The organism is Salinivibrio sp. HTSP (assembly GCF_003390965.1).
GTDB classification, from domain to species: Bacteria; Pseudomonadota; Gammaproteobacteria; order Enterobacterales; family Vibrionaceae; genus Salinivibrio; species Salinivibrio kushneri.
Genome location: NZ_PXUD01000048.1, coordinates 1 through 17,029, shown reverse-complemented (window position 1 = coordinate 17,029; position 17,029 = coordinate 1). Strand labels below are relative to the sequence as shown.

The following is a 17,029-nucleotide window of genomic DNA, read 5'->3' as shown; positions in this document are numbered from 1 at the left end:
TCTCAGTGATGTCGAGTAGGCGTTCACCGGTTTATTAACCGCTTACTTAGGGGTGAAGTTGAGGCTTGGTGGGTCTAAGTCACTGGGGTCATTGTGGCGATAGCGGCGCTGTCGTCAAAGGCGAAATTTCGCCCAGCTGGACATACTGTGAAATGAGTAAGCCCGCACTAAACAATGCGGACTTTGGAGTAATGCGAAAAGAATAAGTAGGACGTCGTTCTTACTTGGAAATGGACAAATGTGAGTTACGCCCATAAAGCATTCTGATTTTTCGGGTTACTTCTACTATTGCAACTATACGACCAGCCTACATGTGGCTGGCCAAATTCCCTTATTCACTACACTTCCGCATCTTCAGCGAAAGCAATGTAGTGATATGGCAAAGATTCATCATCAATATTAATTGCAATAATCAAACAATGCTTAACATGTTTGGGTTCCAAGGCTAATGAGAGTGCATTCTCAACGTACTCATACCTACGCTCGCGGTTAGCATTCTTGAAAAGCACTACTGCTAAAGCATACTCTGAGCTTTCTGCTGGGTTATATATTAAGCTGTTCTTATGCCCTTCGACTTGCCAAGTTTTTTCCACTACTTTTGTCAGGTCTTTAATGTGGCGTGATAATTTTATTTGGTCATCTGGTGGGAACCTGTTGAGAACACTACCAATCTCACTCCAGCGAGGTGTTGACCTTTCCTCTAGTTTATTGAATACATTTTTAAACCAAGGTGTAATTTTTGGCTGAGGTTTAGGCGTCGGTATTCCTTTATCTTTTGACATGTAGTAAAGATCTAGTGATTCTGACATACCCGTGAGCACAATCTCTGTCGAAGCGTCTTTTGTGAGATTACCCAGATTGAATAGATTTGAGATATATAATCCCATAAAATCCAGCTCATCACCTATAAATTGATAGGTGTTCTCAATCTCTGCTCTACGCAATAGATAATGTACTATTTGAACGGGGTGCTCCAACAAGTCGAATAATATCTCAAAGTCACCTAAGTTCATCGAAGGGCATGGCGCGAAATCATCTGGCACCCATCCTGTAGCATCAAACAAGCGCAAGTTAGACTGTAATGTCGCAAAATCTTCAAGTGATACTGAAACACGAATAACCTTATTAATCTCGTAAATATCTACCGGCAAATCGTCGACAAAGTCCTCTATAGAGCCGCTACCTGATTTTAGTTCGTTTATCTTAAGCTCTAGACGATGAGACTGCACACTCGGCTCTATAAGAATCTCTTCCAGATGCCTTCTAATACGAGCAGGAGCCCCCCTTAATGCAGGTTTCGAGATTTTCTGTGATTTCGCCTCAATGATAATGGCATGAGAGTCAATAAATGCTATCAAGTCGGTCTCAAACTGGGACTCTCCTTTAACCCACTTAACTCCACTCACAACTTTGGAGTCAGGAAACCTTCTTTTTACAATTTCCTCAATCTTGCTCTCAAGGTAGGTGGCTCTGCGTTTGTGCAATCCATCTTTATCAAACATCTCGATGATGTCATCCATAACCACAAACACAAAGCTGAAAAAAAGTTGCGGTAGAATACTGTAGAACTCATCCCCTGAACGTATTATTGGCTTGTTCCATGCAGGGTTGCTCAAGAAGAAAAACAGCTCATTCTGTTTGTGTAAGTCTCCTATTTTAAGTGAGAAATAGTCGACTATGCTCCGAACTACCTTTTCATCCAAACCAACAGTTTTTGATAACTCTTGAAAATCTATGAGGTAAATGTCAGGTATTCTCAAATCATAATGAGCTAAACATAGAGAAAATGCGTTTTCCTCCGTTAAACTAGCAACATTAAACTCTTTAAGAAATGCTTCCGCCTCTTCTTCACCCTTACCAATGAGCTTGTGATATTCAATTACGATCTCTTTGGGCTTTTTACTGCGCCTTACCTTTGCTATTGACTCAAAGTGATTAGATAGCTTTGACTCCATTGTGATTGTAAGTGATTCAAATACATCGAGAATATTAGATACAGAAAAGCCTAACTCCTTGGTTAGCATACCGTCAAAGCCCGAGTAAAGCTCTCTGCTTATGGTTTTGACTTGCGAATGGAAACCCCAGTTTCTAACCATCTGAGTATGACCCCGCAGCTTTTCCTGAATTAGATTAATGGCACCGTCTTCTGGAGATAAATTCAATCCATCTTCGCTCATACGACTAAAAGTAAAAGCAGTGCTAAGCTCTTTGACTTTATCAATAATCTCTTCAATCACCTCGGGGGTTGGAGGGTAAAAGCCAACATTTTCTTCTGGCACTTTTAAAGCCAACGCTTGAAGTATCTCTAAATGAGCTTGCTCAATCCCACTACGAGAGCGGTTAGATTCTATCCCATCATCCGATGCACCAACGCACAGCCCATAAGCAGCTACGACAGATATCAACCCTATTGGGTCATGCTTTCTAAATATCTTGTCAATGCAATCAAGCGCGCCGGTCACCTGTTCCTTGCTCTTTGCTTCGAGTGTTCTGACCATTTTCCTGCGCTGTTCATCAGTCATGTCACCAAAGGGATTTTCCATCATTTGAAATACTGGTGATGAATCTTTGCTAACACTATTGAATGATGATTTGTTTTTTCTTCCGCGCCGCTTCTTCTTTAAATCTCTGCGCTGCTTGCTGTTTTTACCCATAACACTAGCTCAACTCAAGTTTAATCGACCACTTTATAAGAAATCATACTATCACCATTCATAGAGCAAGGCTTATTATTTCCTTTTTTATAATGAGTTATATTTCAACAATAAAATACTGACACGGCCTTGCGTAATTCTATGGAACTAAACCAGGAAGTTACGATCTGATCGGCTACATCAGTTAATAACCGTGCCCTTATGCCAAAAACTCTCTACAAAACAACCAACTGGAAGCAGTACAACAAAGCCCTAATCAACCGAGGTTCACTCACTTTCTGTGATCGATGAAGAAACCATAAGCAAGCGTAATCAAAGCAAACAGAGCAAGCACGGTAGGCCTCGCCGATTTAGTGACTTAGCCATTACTACAGCTCTAGTGGTAAAACGCGTTTTCTCTATGCCATTAAGAGCGTTGCAAGGTTTTCTAGGGTCTGTATTTAGGCTAGCTAACATACCTCTTTGGTGTGCCCTAGTAAGCTTCCAATTTACTAGGGCGGCTTATCATGTAGGCTCCTACAATTCAAAGCCTCTGCCTTGCACAAAGAACCCACAAACTGCTGCAAAAATTATCTCAAAAGGTCAACAGACCCTAGACATTACACAGACAAAAAGTAGGTCAAGCCATCGTTTCGTGATTTGTAAGGTTATTGACGCTGGCACGAAATGGGGCACAAATGAGCTAGCCCCCATTCCTTACAAAACCACCATCTGCCCCCTAATCCTTCCTATGCTGACTATCCACCTCTTCCGCGAGCATGCCGTAGATCACGATCAGGTTATAACTGACCATGCCGAGGACTTGGCCGTTTTCAATAACAGGGGCGCGGCTGATGCCGAAGCGTTCGAACAAACGGGCGCAGTATTTCACATTCATATCGGGGGAGACGCTAAGCGCGGGTTTGGTCATAATTTCATAAACATTCACCCGTGATGGTGCGCGGTTTTTAGCGAGCACTTTTTTGGCAATGTCGTTCATTAACACCAGGCCGAACTCGTCGCCATCATCGCGTTTATTAATAATCAGTGCTTTGACATTTTCTTGGCGTGCAATGCGGATCGCTTCTTCGACTGTGGTGAGCCCATCAATACACACGGCATGGGCATGCATCACATCTCTTACCGTTTTATGTTGTTTCATAACTCGTCCTTCACCACTTCGGTTAATTCTCGCATTTGGTGGGCCACGCCCACGGCATCTTCCACATCAATTTGCACCGCAATACCACTGCCGGAGGTGGCATCAAACTCACCCACGTCATTAATGGTTTCGAGTATGGTGCGCGCTAAGTGTTCTTCCACCAGGAAGATGGCTACGTCCCGCTGCACATCCAGCGTCAGCCCTAAAAAGGTTTTCTTTTTCACCAAGCCTTCGCCACGCGCGTTGTTAATAATGGTGGCGCCGGTAGCGCCGGCTTGTCTGGCGGCATCGAGCACCGCATCGGTTTTGGCATCTTCAATAAACGCCATGATCAATTTGAACCGCATAGGCTCTCCTTACGATGAACGCTGTGCGTGCTTTTTCTGTAAATAGGCTGTGATTTGGGCATAGCCCATCACGGTGATCATCGGAAACAAACTGGCAAACGCAATTAAGCCAAACCCGTCGAGCATCGGATTTCTTCCCGGTACGGTAGAGGCTAGCCCCAACCCCAGCGCTGTCACCAAGGGCACGGTGACGGTTGAGGTGGTGACCCCTCCAGAATCATAGGCCAAAGGTACGATAAACGGCGGGGCAAAATAGGTTTGGATCACCACCACCACATAACCGGTGATGATGTAATAATGAAGCGGGTCGCCCACCACAATGCGATAACACCCCAAGGCAATCCCTATTGCCACGCCAAGCGCCACCGAGGCCCGCAAGCCGTTCACCCGAATCGCCCCGCCCGAAACTTTGGCCGCTTTGATCGCTACCGCGATTAATGAGGGCTCAGCCACTGTGGTACTAAAGCCAATCGCCGCGGCAAACAGATACACCCAGTAGTAGGCTTGCCAATTAATCTCGCCGCCTGCTTTGAGCGCTGCGCCTACAAAATCGGAAGCGGTGAGCTGCTCGGCCATCGACGACCCCAGCGGGAATAGCGCCAGCTCAAGCCCCATTAAAAACAGGCTTAAGCCCAAGATCACATAGAAAAAACCAAGAAAGATCCGTTTGGGGTTGTTGAGCGCTTTGCGTAATACAAACAGCTGAAAGCCAAAGATGATCGCGATAATCGGGATCACATCGCGCACGGTGGAGAAAAAGGTGTCGAGAAACAAGGTGAGTGGATTGTTCATGCCACCACCATGCCGTAGGCCATCACGAAGATCATCGGCGATAGCGAGGCAAAGGCAATCAAGCCAAAGCCATCCACCATCGGGTTACGCCCTTTAATCACGGTTGCCAGCCCCACGCCGAGCGCGGTGACTAGCGGCACCGTGATGGTCGAGGTGGTCACCCCACCCGAGTCATAGGCAATGCCGATAATGCTGGGCGGTGCGACCATGGTCATTGCTACTACCAACAAATAGCCGCCAATGATTAAACGGTGGATCGGCCAGCCTTTCATGATTCGCACCACCCCCAGCACAATCGCAAAACCAACCGAAAGCGCCACGGTTAGCCGCAGGCCGTTGGCATAGCTGTCTTTGGCCGCTTCGCTGGTGTGTATCATCCCGCCGTTAGCGGCGACATCTGCCGCTTCCGCCGCCACCGCGGTGAGCGCCGGTTCCGCAATAGTGGTGCCAAAACCGAGCAAAAACGCGAACGCAATTAACCAGCCTAAACTGCCTTTGTGGGCCAGCGAATGTGCCATGGATTCGCCAATCGGGAATAGCCCCATGTCTAAGCCGTATACAAATAAGGTCAGCCCCACGACCACCAGCACCAAGCCAAAGGTAATCGAAATCCAGTTGGGCAGCGGTTGTTGCAGAACAATCACTTGAAAAAAACCAATCACTAGGATGATGGGTAAGAGATCGCGAAAGCTTCCTAGCAATGATTTGAATAACGCTTGCATGTAGGCGACATGACTCCCTGCGTAGTAAAATTTAAAACACACCTTTTATGTGCCTATTTATGTTAGCACTCCCAATTTGGCGTGCGAGGGGTAGAAGAGAAAACTGCGCGATCAAACCGATTTTGGTTGCGATACGTAACAGGATACAAAGCAATCACTTGCGCTAAGTCTAAAACCCTCTTAGCGTTATCTATATCACCCATTACTCGACGTTAGGACATCAGGCATGAAACTGTTAATCACTGGCGGCACTGGCCTGATTGGTCAGGCGTTAATTCCTCGCTTGCTGACCGAGCATCAGGTCACTGTGTTATCGCGCTCGAAGCAAAAGGTCACCCAGTGCTTTGGCGATAAAGTCACGCCGTTAGAGCGCCTTGATGACCTCCCTCACCTGAATGATATTGATGCGGTTATCAATCTGGCGGGCGAGCCGATTGCCGATAAACGCTGGAGTGAGCAGCAAAAAGGCATCATCTGCACCAGCCGTTGGGGGCTGACAGAAAAGCTGGTCGAGAAAATCCATGCCAGCAGCACCCCACCTCACACCTTTATCAGCGGCTCGGCGGTAGGGTATTACGGCGATCAGCAAGATCGCAGCTTTGACGAAACCTTGGTGGTTCATGCCGATGATTTTGCCCAGCATGTGTGTCATCAATGGGAAAAAATTGCCTTGAAAGGTGCCTCGCAACACACGCGGGTGTGCTTGCTGCGCACCGGCGTGGTGTTAAGCGCTGAAGGTGGCGCGCTCAAACGGATGATGCTGCCGTATAAACTTGGCCTTGGCGGCCCCATTGGTAAAGGCCAGCAATACATGCCGTGGATCCATATTGATGATATGGTCGGCGCGATTATCCACCTGCTCAATACCCCTGAGCTTAAAGGGCCGTTTAACTGCACCGCGCCAGAGCCGGTCACCAATAAACGTTTTAGTCAGGCGCTTGCCCGTGCTTTAAAACGCCCACACGTGTTCTTTGTCCCTACCTTGGCGATTAAAACCATGATGGGTGAAGCCTCGCACTTGCTGCTCGATAGCCAGCGCGCCCTGCCCCATGCGTTGGAGGACGCGGGCTTTAATTTCCAGCACCCCAAGGTGGAAGAAGCGATGCAGTCTTTGTTTAAGTAACGGCTTTTGTCTTTCGCACAAGCGGTGTTATTAGCCGGATTTTGCTAGACGTTGTATACAAAAAAGCGGGTATCAACTTTCTTGATACCCGCTTTGTTATGCGTGAAACAAGGATGCTTACCGCCCCTGTTAACGCCGTTGCGGATCAATCAGTTTACGCAGCATCGAGGCGACCGTGACAAACACCAGCGCCACCGCCAACACTGGCAACACCGCCCAAAGCTCTGGGTGCAGGCGTACCTCCATTTCAAAGCCCCACTTAAGCAAGCCAACCATCGCCGCTTCTGCGCCCAGCACCGCCATCAGGCCAGACACAAAGGCCATTACGCCGTACTCGCTCCATAAGGTACGCTGAATACGGGTGCGGCTAGCGCCCAAGGTGCGATAGAGGTTTATCTCCTGCTGACGCTCGCTCAAGCTAATACGCAGCAAGGTGAGCAGCAGTAACAGGCCGCTGATCACCGCCAGCCCAGCCAACACCGAAAGCGACAAGCCAATTTGACGCAAAATCGACTGAATACGGCTGCTCATGGTGCGCAAATCAAGCAGCGTGACGGTCGGATACTCCCGCGCTAACCGATTGAGCAAAGGCGTTTGCGATTCATCGAGCCTGAAGCTCACCAGCCAGTTGGCGGGTTTGTCGGCGAGTGTCTCGCGGTCGAAAATAAAGTAGAAGTTAGGCCGCATATTGCGCCACTCTACCTCACGAATCGAGTTCACCGTGGCGGTAAAGTCTTGCCCGGTGACGCTAAAGGTCAGGCTGTCGCCTATCTCAATCTCCAAGCGCTCGGCAATGTCGGCCTCCACTGACACACCATTCTCAGTCGGCCAGTCTCCGACAATCACCTCATTGTGTGATGGCAAGGTTTCGCGCCAGGTGAAGTTAAGCTCGCGGCGCAAAGCCTCATCGGCTTCATCACGTTCGGCTTCATCGGTAGGGATCTGGTAGCGCTCACCGTTTTTGCCCACCAGCCGGCCACGCACTATGGGGTAGGCATCGGAGCGCATCAGGCTGGCGTCATCGAGTTCACCCACATAGTCTTGCTGCTCACTCGGGGCGATATTCACCGCAAACACATTAGGCGCATCGGGTGGCAGCATCCGCCCCCAATCGGCAAGCAAATCGGTGCGGAGCAGCCAGATAATGGCCAAGAGCATAAAGGAGATCGCTAGCGCCCCTAACTGCACGCTGCTAGCCAGCTTGTTGCGGGTAATTCGGCTTAAAGCGAGCTTGACCGACGGCGCGCGCACCCGTGATTTCACCAACCTAAGCAGCCCTAACCCTGCCAGCGCCAGCAAGACGATCATTACCGCCATCGCCCCCAGCACTGTCCATAGCAAGGTGTTGTCGAACGCCCACAGCGCAAGTGCCCCTACCGGTATCGCAATTAAAACAGCCGCGGTGCCGCGACGGCGACGCCCACGAGCCGCCTGCGATTGCACGGCGGCCAACGCGGGCGCATCCAGCAGCTTAAGCAGCGGCACGCCCAAGGCAGGCAGCGCCACCAACAGCGCGACGCCGGGCGCGAGTACCCAAGGCACCCAGCCATAGCTTGGTAATGGCGAGGGCAGCACATCGGTCAGCGGCAAGCGCAATAGCACTTCGAGGGTGTAACCCGCCGCTAACCCCACGGCGGTGGCAAGGACAAACAATAAGGTTAACTGCCTTGCCAACCAGCGTCGCACCCATTGTTGGCTGGCGCCGAGACTTTTTAGCATCGCCACCAAGTCCGCGCGACTTTTGGCATAGTGCTGACAGGTTAAGGTTAAGGTGGCCGCGGCCATCACAATCACCAGCACCACGGTTAACGACAAGTACTGACGGCTGCGATCCAGCATATCGCCAGTGCGATCGGAGGTGTTTTCATCCACCCAGCGCTCACCATCTTGCAGCGTATAGCTGGCTTTAGCCGCGCTTAGGCTGGGCTCGTCACCGGTTAAAAAGTAGCGGTAACGCACCCGACTGCCTTCGCGTACCACGCCAGCGGCAGGCACATCATCGCGATGCATCATCACCGCGGGCATTTGGCTAAAGGGGTTAAACGACAGCTCCGGCTCAGCGGCCAAGGTGCCGCTGACGTTGAGATCAAGGTTACCAATCGAAACGCTGTCGCCGGGTTTCACGCTCAGCAAACTGAACACCCGCTCAGACAGCCATAGCTCACCGGGTTGAATACGTCGGTCACCGCCAATCGCTTGGCCGTTTTGCTCCAGCACCAAGTCGCCACGCAACGGATACAGGCTATCCACCGCTTTCACGCTCACCAGCTGCATCTTTTGCTCGCTGAATGCCATGGTGCCAAAGCGGGTTTGTGCAGATACCGTGGCGCCGGCTTGTTTAAACGCCTCAATTTGTTCGGTGTTAAGCGGCTGACGAGTACGCAGCACGGTATCGGCGGCAATCAAGTTGCGCCCTTGCTGGGTGAGCACGTTTTCGATGCGATCGGCCAATGCCGACAGCGCAAACACACAGGTGATGATCAGTGCCAGCGCCACCGCCACTGGCCAAATTTGCCCGTGTAACAGTTCGCGCCACGCCCAGCGATTGAGTAGTCCGTTTTTACTCGCCATTCACTCGCTCCTGTAGTTTGCCGCTGTCCATCATCAAGGTACGCTGACAACGCTTGGCTAGCGCCGGATCGTGAGTGACCAACACCAAGGTGGTGCCATGCTTTTCGTTTAGTTCGAACAATAAATCGATAATGGTCGCCGCGGTTTTTTGGTCGAGGTTGCCGGTCGGCTCATCGGCAAATAACACGTGCGGGCGGATAATAAAGGCGCGCGCCAGAGCCACCCGTTGTTGCTCCCCGCCAGAGAGCTGTGAAGGTAAGTGTGTTTCCCGTCCTTGTAACCCTACCGAGGCCAGCAGTTGCTTGGCGCGAGTTTCATCTTCTTCCTCACCGCGAATAGTCAGCGGCAGCATCACGTTCTCAAGCGCGTTCAGTGAGGGCACCAGTAAAAAACTTTGGAACACAAACCCCACCGATTCGGCTCGCAGCGCCGCGCGCGCATCTTCATCCAAGGTGGAAAGCTTGTGGCCGAGCAGATCGACCTCGCCTTCACTGGGCGTATCTAGTCCTGCAAGCAAGGTCATTAAGGTGGATTTTCCTGCGCCGGACACGCCCATCAATGCAATCGACTCGCCTGCCTCGATTTGTAGCGAGACATCCTGCAGAATGGTAAGCGGCTGTTCGCGTGTCACGACATGTTTTGCAATTTTTTCGGCTCGAATAACAGGAGAGGCCATGTTACGCATCCTTACTTTGTTGTGTTTTTTGTGGGTGAGCAGTGCCAGTGCACAAACGCTCCTTGTCCTTGGTGACAGCTTAAGCGCTGGCTACCAAATGGCGGCTGAACAAGCCTGGCCTGCTAAGCTACCGCGCGCGCTCGAAGAACATAATGTCGAAGTTGAGGTGATTAACGCCAGTATTTCTGGCGACACCACCGCCAATGGCCTGCAGCGTCTGCCGCAATTATTAGAACGCCACCAACCCGAATGGGTGCTGATTGAACTCGGCGGCAACGATGGCCTACGCGGTTGGCCATTTAATCGTATACGAGACAACCTTAAGCAATTGATCACTCAAACCCGCGCCGCCGATGCCATGCCTTTGTTGGTGCAAATTCAAATCCCGCCTAATTATGGTCAGCGCTATGCACAAGGGTTTGCTGATATTTATCCTACACTGGCAGAGCAAACACAAACCCCCTTGCTGCCCTTTTTTATGGAGACTGTGATCCAAAAGCCTGAATGGATGCGTGATGATGGCATTCACCCGATGCCCGCCGCACAAGCTTGGATTGCCGATTTTATGGCAGAAAAACTCGCGCCTTACTTGTCTGACGCAACTCAATCATGAACGGGGATCTTATGGACACTGCCTCACCGCTTAATAACGCCATTTTAATCACTGGCTGCTCCACCGGCATCGGCTATGCCTGCGCCAAAGCCTTGCATGAGCAAGGGCACACGGTGATTGCCAGTTGCCGAAAGCCAGACGATGTCAGCCGGTTACAGCGAGAAGGCTTAACCTGTATTCAATTGGATGTGTCAGACACGGCCAGCATCAACCAAGCAGTCGAGGCGGTTGAGCAAATGACGGGTGGCAAGCTTTTTGCGCTGTTTAATAACGGTGCTTATGGCCAACCCGGCGCGCTGGAAGATTTGCCCACCGATGCCTTACGCGCTCAGTTTGAGACCAACGTGTTTGGCTGGCACCATTTAACCCAAGCCTTATTGCCGATGCTGCTTAATTACGGCGAAGGACGCATTGTGCAAAACAGCTCGGTGCTGGGTATCGTGGCATTGAAATATCGCGGCGCCTATAACGCCAGCAAGTTTGCCCTCGAAGGCTGGACCGATACTTTGCGTTTAGAGCTGAGCGACACACCGATTAAGGTGAGCTTGATTGAGCCTGGCCCAATTGAAACGGCATTTCGTGCCAATGCGCTCAGCGCCTTTAAACACTGGGTCGACCCCAATAAAAGCCGTCATCAGCAGGCCTACCAAGCCCAACTTGACCGCCTCGCGGCGGACGAGGGCGGCAACAAATATACCCTGCCTGCCGACGCGCTTGTCGCGCCGCTGACACATGCCTTGTTCTCGCCTCGCCCCAAAGTGCGTTATCGCGTGACCCAACCGACGGTTTGGATGGCAATCCTCAAACGGCTCCTTCCCAGTCGTTGGCTCGATCGGGTATTGCTCAAAGGCGGTTGATGCAACAGCGAAAAAAACACCACAAAAGCGTGGCTGCTGTCGCATTTGTCATACTTTTGTCATAGACGAGCGCTAATCTGGTAGTCACTGGTGGACAACGTCCGTTAGGACACTGTCCATCGACAACGCAACATCCTCGATAACAATCATAAAGGAGCCGGCTGATGACCTTGCATCAATTGAACTGGCTCTGCTTGAGCGTCGCTTTGTGCGTGGTGCTCGTGTTGTAACTCGCACTTGCTTTGTAATGACTTCGCTTGCAGACCGACGAAATAGGCCACCTTCGGGTGGCTTTTTCGTAGCTGTTACGTCTCGCCCCTTTTCACCTTTCGGTTCGATCCGCCATCACACGCCCAAATACAGGCCCAGTTGCTTGAATTTCTGCACGTTTGCCCCCACCCTTAAGGAAAATCCACTTGGTCAGGATCCATGATGAACGCAAACTATATTGTCGAATTAACCGAGCATAATTTTCAGCAAATTCTCGAGTCATCGTCTCGCACGCCCGTATTGGTGTACTTTTGGGCGAACATGATGCCCGAAAGCGTGGAGCTAAAACCCACCGTCGAACAACTTGCTCACGACAGTCATGGCACCTTTACCCTTGCAACCATCGATTGCGAAGCGCAACAAATGATTGCCGCGCAATTTGGCGTCCGTGCGCTGCCAACTCTGGCGCTGTTTAAAGACGGTCAGCCGGTAGACGGTTTAGCTGGCCCACAAAACTACGACACAGTGCGCGAAATGCTTGATAAGCACCTACCTAGTCAAGAAGATCAAGCGTTCGAGCAAGCGCGTCAGCTCATGGCAGAAGGCAACTATACCGATGCCTTGGTCATTTTAAAGCCACTGGAAACCAGTCACGGCGATAAAGGCGAGTATAAACTGGCGATGGCGGAATGCTTGGTCGAGACCCATCAGTTTGATGCGGCGCAAGCGCTGCTCGACACCGTGCTGATGCAAGATCAAGATGCCACCTACAAAAGCTTGGTGGCAAAAATTGAGCTGCATAACCAAGCGATTGATGCCCCTGAAATCCGCCGTCTGCAGGCCCAACTCGAAGAAAGCCCAGACGACGCCAACGTCGCCTATGAGTTGGCGGTGCAATATAATCAAATTAATCGCAGTGAAGAGGCGCTGGAGTTACTGATGAACATTCTTCGCCGCGACATGAATCATGGCGAGGGTGAAGCCAAGAAAACCCTGATGGATATTCTTACCGCACTCGGCCAAGGCAATGAAGTCGCGTCGCGTTATCGTCGTCAGCTCTATTCGCTGCTTTACTAAAGGTTAGTTTGTCGCGGGTGGTTCAGCCCCTGACGCGCAACAACTTGAGGAGCTGGTGTCCAACTCGCCTAGCTCACTGTCACCGCGCAGTGCTTCGATAATCGGGCACTGCGCGTCACCATCTCCCGGACAGGCCTGCGTTAGAGCGTGCAGTGTGGTTTTCATTGCCGCCAGTTCTGCCATTTTCTCATCAATCTCTACCAATTTTGTCTCGGCGCGCGCTTTGACATCGGCACTGCGCAACGACGGATCGCGCGATAACGCTAACAAATCCGCACTTTCTTCCAAGGTAAACCCCACTAATCGCGCACGGCGGATCATTTGCAGCTCATTGATATGCTGCTCGCGATAATCGCGATAGCCGTTTTCCGCTCGATGCGGCGGCGTGATCAGCCCTTTCTGCTCGTAAAAGCGAATGGTTTTGCTGGTGAGGCCAGTTTTCTCTGCCACTTGCTGAATCTTCATTTTTCTCGCTTGACCTTCCAGTAGCTATAAGGTTTACAGTTTAGCCTAACTGACGTTGCGACAAACGCCAACATCGAATCATGTCAGGCGATAAGGAGAGGCAATGACCACCACCGACACTCACATCACCGACTACACACTGCCGCTGAGTGGCTTAAGCTGCCAAGGCTGTGTAAAAAAAGCGACAAAAGCGCTTGAGGGTATCGACGGGATTCGCATTGAGAACATTGATACCCAGTCAGTGTCGTTAGAAGCCCTGGGTGAGAGCACTGAGTACCCACTACGCCAAGCAGTCAACGCGATTGAAGCGCTCGGGTATCAGGTCGGTGAGCATTATCACTTGGTCTTAAGCGGGCTAAACTGCGGCCGCTGTGTGGCCAAAGTCGAAGCAGCGCTGGACGAGCAGCCCACGGTATTTTCTCATTCGGTCAGTAAAACTCATGCAGATATTCACACCAGCTTGAGCTTGGCGTCCATCATCCAAACCATTGAGAACCTTGGCTATCAAGTTGGTTATCAGCATGAATTGGCATTATCGGGGTTAAGCTGCGGGCACTGCGTGGCGAAAGTAGAGCGTGCGCTCGATGAAAACGATGCGGTTTTTGACTACCAAGTCAGCAAAGACGCGGCGACCGTACGCACGACACTTAGCGCCGAGACGCTGATTGAAACGATCGCATCTTTAGGCTTTGAGGCCACACTCATCGACCCCAGCCAAGAAATGCCCTCATCCACCGAGCCGCATCAACCTCAAACTACGACCACTGAGGTTGACCAACAGGCCGAAACGCCGCCACGCACTGAAACCTCATCCAGCCATTCACGTATGCAGTTTGTGTTATCTGGCATGACATGCGCAAGCTGTGTCAAAAGTGTTGAAACTGCCATCAGCAGTGTGGATGGCGTGGCCAATGTGAGTGTGAATCTGGCCGAGCGCAGTGCGATTGTAAAAGGTGATGCCGCACCTGACACCATCGTTGAGGCCGTGGAAAACGCCGGCTATGGCGCTGAGAAAGTCGAGGATGACAATGATCGTCGCGAGCGCCAGCAGCACCAACAAGCCGCGGAATTGAAAAACTTTAAACGCAGCACGATCGCTGGCTTGGGCCTGGGTGGCCCGATTATGGCTTGGGGAATATTGGGTGGCAGTATGACCATTCAATCCAGCCAAGATCAGTGGGCGTGGGGCGCGGTGGCCATCCTTATCCTCTTGCTGCTCGCTACCGGGGGGCGTCATTTCTTCGCCAATGCCTGGCAAGCACTGAAGCACAAACGGGCTACCATGGATACCTTGGTGGCTCTCGGGACAGGCGCAGCATGGCTGTATTCTACCGCGGTGGTGCTCGCCCCTGCCTTGTTCCCCGAGCAGGCGCGTCATGTGTACTTTGAAGCCTCAGCGATGATCATTGGTTTAATCAGCTTAGGCCATGCGATTGAGGCGCGTGCGCGTGCCAATACCTCCAAAGCGCTTGACCAGCTACTTGATTTGCAGCCGCCCACTGCCCTAGTGGTTGAAAATGGCCAAGAAACCGAGCGCCCATTAAGTGATGTGGAACAAGGCATGACGCTGCGCGTGAAACCGGGTGCCAAAGTCCCTGTGGATGGTGAAGTGGTTGATGGTAGCAGCTATATTGATGAGTCGATGCTCACGGGTGAGCCCGTACCGGTCAGCAAACAGCAGGGAGACACGCTGCACGCGGGGACAGTCAACCAAAAAGGGAGCCTGACGTTTAAAGCCACTGGTGTGGGCAGCGATACCATGCTGGCGCGTATTATCGATTTAGTGCGCGAAGCACAAAGCAGTAAACCCGAGCTGGCCAAGCTTGCCGATCGCATTTCCGCGGTGTTTGTACCCATCGTGGTCGCTATTGCATTGGTTACAGCGGCTATCTGGTATGTTGTCGGCCCCGAGCCGTCGGTCAGCTACATGCTAGTCACCGCCACCACGGTGCTAATCATCGCTTGTCCATGTGCGCTTGGCCTCGCCACGCCTTTATCGGTCACCGCGGCGGTCGGTCGCGCTGCCGAAGTCGGAGTATTAATTCGTGATGCGGATGCGCTACAAACCGCGGCCAAACTTCACACGCTAGTGTTTGATAAAACGGGGACATTGACACGCGGCCAACCCGAAGTGACCCATGTAAAAGCGATTAACGGCGACCAAGAACGTTTAATGGCGATCGCCGCCTCGCTGGAGCAGCATTCTGAGCATCCGCTGGCGCAGGCCATTGTTAATTATGCCAAGGCACAGGATCTCTCACTGCCAACGTCAAACGACTTTAACAGCGAGTCTGGCAAGGGGATCCAGGCGCAAATTGATGGTACGCGTTACTTCATTGGCAACCAAGCCTGGATGGACGCACAAGGGATCGAGACTGCCTCCTATCAAAGTGACATCGATGCCATGACTCAGCGTGGCGAGACTGCCATCTATCTTGCCAATGCAGACAGCGTGCAAGCGCTGATTGGCGTCAGTGATCCTATTCGCGACGATGCGATTGAGGCGATTGCCAACCTGCAATCGCAAGGGCTCGAAGTGATCATGCTCTCTGGAGACCACCCTGATACGGCCAATGCCATTGGTCGTCAGCTAGGGATTGATCACGTGATTGCTGGGGTGCTACCCGATGGTAAATCGGAAAAAATTCAACAGCTGCAACAGCAAGGCAAGCGTGTGGCGATGGTCGGTGACGGCATTAATGACGCCCCGGCACTCGCACAAGCCGATGTGGGTGTCGCTATGGGCAGTGGCAGTGACATTGCCATAGAAAGTGCGCAAATCACTCTAATGCACCAGCACCTGGGGGCATTGGCTAACGCGATTGCTTTGTCTCAAGCCGCCGTGCGCAATATGAAGCAGAACCTCTTTGGTGCCTTTATTTATAACACCTTAGGGATCCCAGTCGCGGCCGGCATCCTTTATCCATTCACTGGCATGTTGCTCAGCCCAGTAATCGCAGGGGGCGCGATGGCGCTATCTTCGATTACGGTTGTCACCAACGCCAATCGACTACGTTTTTTCAAAATAAAATCAAACAATAAGTAACAAGGAGCGAGAATGAAGCGTTTACAACTACTTGCAGCGACCGTGAGTCTGATGAGTGCCTCAGCGATGGCCGCGAGCGGTGTGGTGTATAAATCGCCCAGCTGTGGCTGTTGCGACGATTGGGTTGAGCACATGACGCAAGCCGGTTTTGAGCTGGAAGTTCAACCGCATGACGATATGGCGTCCATCAAGCAAGAAATGGGCGTGCCCGCGGAGATGCAATCGTGCCATACCGCACGTATCAACGGCTATGTGATTGAGGGGCATGTGCCAGCCAAAGAGGTGAAAAAGCTACTCGCTACCAATACTGGGTTAGAAGGTCTCGCTGTCGCTGGCATGCCGATCGGCTCGCCAGGCATGGAATATGGCGAACGCCACCAGCCCTACACAGTGATGGCGTTTGATGACGCAGGCAACACACAAGCCTTCCAGCATTACCCAAAGCCATAAACACCCTGCCACTATAACGACAAAACCCCAGCCTCTCGGCTGGGGTTTCTTGTTGGTCGGTGAAGAGGGATTCGATGGGGCGGCCTTCCGCGGGGCCGGGCTTCCGGACCCCGACCCTCTGCAAGCATAACTCCGATGCTCCATTTTGACATGAAAAAACCCCAGCCAAAAGGCTGGGGTTTTGCGTTGGTCGGTGAAGAGGGATTTGATTGGACCGGCTTCCGGACCCCGACCAAATGCGCTCTCCACTACCTGAATAGTGGTCGGTGAAGAGGGATTCGAACC

General features: G+C 51.7%; 14 protein-coding genes and 1 pseudogene. 7 read left to right on the top strand and 8 right to left on the bottom strand.

What is annotated here, in order from left to right; all coding sequences use genetic code 11:
* Positions 1 to 338: 338 nt before the first annotated feature.
* On the bottom strand, positions 339 to 2,654 hold the full coding sequence (locus C7A19_RS09850) for a hypothetical protein (protein WP_116644808.1): 2,316 nt from the start codon (positions 2,652 to 2,654) through the stop codon (positions 339 to 341).
* Between the two features lie 201 nt (positions 2,655 to 2,855).
* Here C7A19_RS09850 and C7A19_RS09845 point away from each other — a divergent pair.
* Positions 2,856 to 3,117 (top strand): annotated as a pseudogene (locus C7A19_RS09845) (transposase); the annotation flags it as partial.
* Positions 3,118 to 3,372: 255 nt separating this feature from the next.
* Here C7A19_RS09845 and C7A19_RS09840 read toward each other — a convergent pair.
* Genes C7A19_RS09840 through C7A19_RS09825 form a run of 4 tightly spaced genes read right to left on the bottom strand, consistent with a single transcriptional unit; the run spans position 3,373 to position 5,656 of the window.
* Positions 3,373 to 3,795, bottom strand: coding sequence for a CBS domain-containing protein (locus C7A19_RS09840; RefSeq protein ID WP_116644807.1), 423 nt, complete (start codon positions 3,793 to 3,795; stop codon positions 3,373 to 3,375).
* The gene (locus C7A19_RS09835) at positions 3,792 to 4,142 is read right to left on the bottom strand and encodes a P-II family nitrogen regulator (RefSeq protein WP_025674528.1); all 351 of its coding nucleotides are present in this window, start codon (positions 4,140 to 4,142) and stop codon (positions 3,792 to 3,794) included. Before C7A19_RS09835 ends, C7A19_RS09840 begins: the two co-directional genes overlap by 4 nt.
* A 9-nt stretch (positions 4,143 to 4,151) precedes the next feature.
* Positions 4,152 to 4,934, bottom strand: coding sequence for a DUF1538 domain-containing protein (locus tag C7A19_RS09830; protein WP_116644806.1), 783 nt, complete (start codon positions 4,932 to 4,934; stop codon positions 4,152 to 4,154).
* Complete coding sequence (locus tag C7A19_RS09825) at positions 4,931 to 5,656, bottom strand: DUF1538 domain-containing protein (protein ID WP_046073676.1); 726 nt, start codon at positions 5,654 to 5,656, stop codon at positions 4,931 to 4,933. The genes C7A19_RS09830 and C7A19_RS09825 overlap by 4 nt, the downstream gene beginning before the upstream one ends.
* Before the next feature lie 226 nt (positions 5,657 to 5,882).
* Here C7A19_RS09825 and C7A19_RS09820 point away from each other — a divergent pair, with 226 nt between their 5' ends.
* The gene (locus C7A19_RS09820) at positions 5,883 to 6,779 is read left to right on the top strand and encodes a TIGR01777 family oxidoreductase (RefSeq protein ID WP_069361070.1); all 897 of its coding nucleotides are present in this window, start codon (positions 5,883 to 5,885) and stop codon (positions 6,777 to 6,779) included.
* A 129-nt stretch (positions 6,780 to 6,908) separates the two neighbouring features.
* Here the strand turns inward: C7A19_RS09820 and C7A19_RS09815 are convergent, their stop codons facing one another.
* On the bottom strand, positions 6,909 to 9,350 hold the full coding sequence (locus tag C7A19_RS09815; protein WP_116644805.1) for an FtsX-like permease family protein: 2,442 nt from the start codon (positions 9,348 to 9,350) through the stop codon (positions 6,909 to 6,911).
* Positions 9,340 to 10,026, bottom strand: a complete 687-nt coding sequence (locus tag C7A19_RS09810) for an ABC transporter ATP-binding protein (RefSeq protein ID WP_077599560.1) — start codon at positions 10,024 to 10,026, stop codon at positions 9,340 to 9,342. Before C7A19_RS09810 ends, C7A19_RS09815 begins: the two co-directional genes overlap by 11 nt.
* Between C7A19_RS09810 and tesA the strand changes: the two genes are divergently transcribed.
* From tesA to C7A19_RS09795, 3 genes are all read left to right on the top strand, one after another.
* A complete protein-coding gene (tesA, locus tag C7A19_RS09805) occupies positions 10,025 to 10,639 on the top strand; it encodes a multifunctional acyl-CoA thioesterase I/protease I/lysophospholipase L1 (protein ID WP_116644804.1) in 615 nt (204 codons plus the stop codon). The two genes, C7A19_RS09810 and tesA, sit on opposite strands and share 2 nt — an antisense overlap.
* Positions 10,640 to 10,650: 11 nt before the next feature.
* Positions 10,651 to 11,496: an SDR family oxidoreductase gene (locus tag C7A19_RS09800; protein ID WP_077520249.1), complete on the top strand. Its 846-nt coding sequence runs from the start codon at positions 10,651 to 10,653 to the stop codon at positions 11,494 to 11,496.
* Between the two features lie 432 nt (positions 11,497 to 11,928).
* Complete coding sequence (locus C7A19_RS09795; protein WP_077485372.1) at positions 11,929 to 12,783, top strand: co-chaperone YbbN; 855 nt, start codon at positions 11,929 to 11,931, stop codon at positions 12,781 to 12,783.
* A gap of 3 nt (positions 12,784 to 12,786) precedes the next feature.
* Here C7A19_RS09795 and cueR read toward each other — a convergent pair whose 3' ends face one another.
* Positions 12,787 to 13,248 (bottom strand): Cu(I)-responsive transcriptional regulator, encoded by a 462-nt coding sequence (gene cueR / locus C7A19_RS09790; protein WP_069361075.1) that lies wholly within the window; start codon positions 13,246 to 13,248, stop codon positions 12,787 to 12,789.
* A 103-nt stretch (positions 13,249 to 13,351) separates the two neighbouring features.
* On the opposite strand from cueR, the gene C7A19_RS09785 reads away from it, so the two are divergent.
* Together C7A19_RS09785 and C7A19_RS09780 are read left to right on the top strand one after the other, a co-directional pair.
* Positions 13,352 to 16,294, top strand: a complete 2,943-nt coding sequence (locus tag C7A19_RS09785) for a heavy metal translocating P-type ATPase (protein WP_116644803.1) — start codon at positions 13,352 to 13,354, stop codon at positions 16,292 to 16,294.
* A gap of 12 nt (positions 16,295 to 16,306) precedes the next feature.
* Complete coding sequence (locus C7A19_RS09780; protein ID WP_116644802.1) at positions 16,307 to 16,744, top strand: DUF411 domain-containing protein; 438 nt, start codon at positions 16,307 to 16,309, stop codon at positions 16,742 to 16,744.
* The last annotated feature ends 285 nt before the right edge of the window (positions 16,745 to 17,029 follow it).